A 2,120-nucleotide genomic window follows, 5' to 3' on the forward strand; every position below is an offset into this window, starting at 1 on the left:
TCAACTAAATAAACTATTTAAAGCTGAACTTGGATACATAAAGAGGGATACCTTTTATCGTATGGAAGTGTACCCTAACTGGGCATGTAAGGTTAAGCGAATTATTGAGTCTGTGTCAGTGATACAGAGTACCGAGTAATTGGCAAGGAGTAAAAACACTTTACATGGCAAAAGATATACCGCTGACTTTTTTCTGTCTTATTTTGCTGTTTGAGTAAATTTGAGTAGATTTTTAGAAGCGGTTTAACTGGTATTAGAGAGATAGTTACCACTGCTATTACTCAGGGTTTGGGGGAGCAGGATTATTCATCTATTTATGATGCTATTAATCCGGTGTAGCTTGAAATTTTCCCTGTTTAAATTTCTTCTTAGCCACACTAAAAGCTTCCTTCATTACCTGCTGAATTTTATCTGGGTTAGGCTTTTTGCCCCCCATTAGATCCCCAAAATAAACACATACTCCTTCCCCAAGTGCCCAGGTATAGGCAGCAGCCCAAGATGCTGCAATCACACTACCAAACCCCGGGATAAATTTAATTAATTCTCTACCTACTGCTTGGGCGAGGAATCCTCCGGCGATCGCACTTACTATTCCTCCCGCTTGAGAAGGCGTCAATACTTGACCATATAGTTTACCAATCAAGCCGACTAAAGATACTTGTAGACTTGTTAAGACGGGCATAGTAGCAAAGGGTAAAGGCACAGCGGCAATAGTAGCAGCCATGAGAGAAAAAGCCAAGATATAGCGACGTGCCACATCTTTATAGAGGTTACCAATTTTTTCCGTAGCCTCATTGGCCATGAGTTGGTGTATGGCTTGGGCTTCAGCCTCTGGGAGTAATTCTGCTAAATTATCTCTGAGGGCTTCTAAGCCGTAAAAAACTGGATCATAACCATCTTCTTCCTTGGTAAAATCAATTATACAGGAGCGATCGTATAAGCCAGTAAAATCCTCTTCTATAGCAGTAAAAGCCCTTTGAATATCTTCTCCTTGGGGTGGATATTCAGCATGTTGTGTATCTATACTTTCATACAATTCATGTACACAAGTAACTACTAAAATACAGGGAATACTTGAATATTCTTTTCTCAGTTGCTTAGCCACCTCCCGCAGGGTATCTGTAGCAAAATCATTAATCTTAACGGTGAGAATCATGATTTTGGCACCACGACTAGGTTGTTGTAAATCATTCCCTAATTCTTCAATAATTTTGGCAGTATTTTGATTAATATCTCCTAAACCAACCGTATCAGTAAAAATTAATAGGGGTAAATCATCACAGGGATAATTATAACGTTGAGTATTTTGAGTGTGCGGGCGAAAACCTTCTCCCACAATCTCTGCTGAAACTCCCGTTAAACCACGCACAATTGAGCTTTTTCCCGCTTGGGGTTTACCAATTAAAAAAGCTTGAGTGGTAGGTAATTCTTGGCGCACAGTTGACAAGATATCTGCCAATTCAGTTTCTGAGACGTTAAACCAACTAGATACCTTTTCCGATATTTTGGTAAAGGGCAATAAATTGGATAACCAGTTTAGTTTACCCGGCTTGTTTTCAGATTTGGCAATCTCTTGATCTACTATAGAATCATTAATATTATTATTTTCAATCATATTTAGCTATTAATAATACCCTCATTATCATCATAGCTAATGGTTAGCTCACCTAAAAAGTGAAGATAACCTCACGAGAGAGGAAAAATGCTATGTAGGAGTTAAATTTTTAAACTGAAAGATAAGTTTGTAGTTGGGCTTTAGCCCAATAAACTTTTAAATTAAAATAATTTAGTACAAAAGTATTAGTACTTTGCTCTTAGCCTGGGATTTTCCACCAGGAAGCGATCGCCTAGTTATAGCAGGGAGCACCGGAGCACGGGAGTGGATAAAATGTATAGTAATATACATTAATTTCTTAGACAAAATCTAAAAAAGCACTAATTCACAAGTATTGGTATGAATTTAAATTGAAGATTACAGGCTACAATTGAAGAATATACTAGTTATAAACCTATGACTATGAATTCTGTAACCCATGAAATTATCGCTCAACGCTACCAACTAATGAGTGTTTTAGGCCAAGGAAACCATGCTACCACTTACAAAGCACTTGACCTGAAAA

1 protein-coding gene is annotated in these 2,120 nt (G+C 37.8%); it reads right to left on the reverse strand.

Going from position 1 to position 2,120, the window contains the following annotated elements:
- Positions 1 to 325: 325 nt before the first annotated feature.
- Positions 326 to 1,615 carry a YcjF family protein gene (locus MW688_RS13610; protein WP_486736555.1) on the reverse strand — a complete coding sequence of 430 codons (1,290 nt, stop codon included), beginning with the start codon at positions 1,613 to 1,615 and terminating at the stop codon, positions 326 to 328.
- Positions 1,616 to 2,120: the final 505 nt, after the last annotated feature.

This window comes from Johannesbaptistia floridana (assembly GCF_057440575.1).

What these genes read in the sequence shown, in the direction of transcription:
- MW688_RS13610 (WP_486736555.1), bottom strand. Translation starts at nt 1,615, where the DNA reads ATGATTGAAAATAATAATATTAATGATTCTATAGTAGATCAAGAGATT.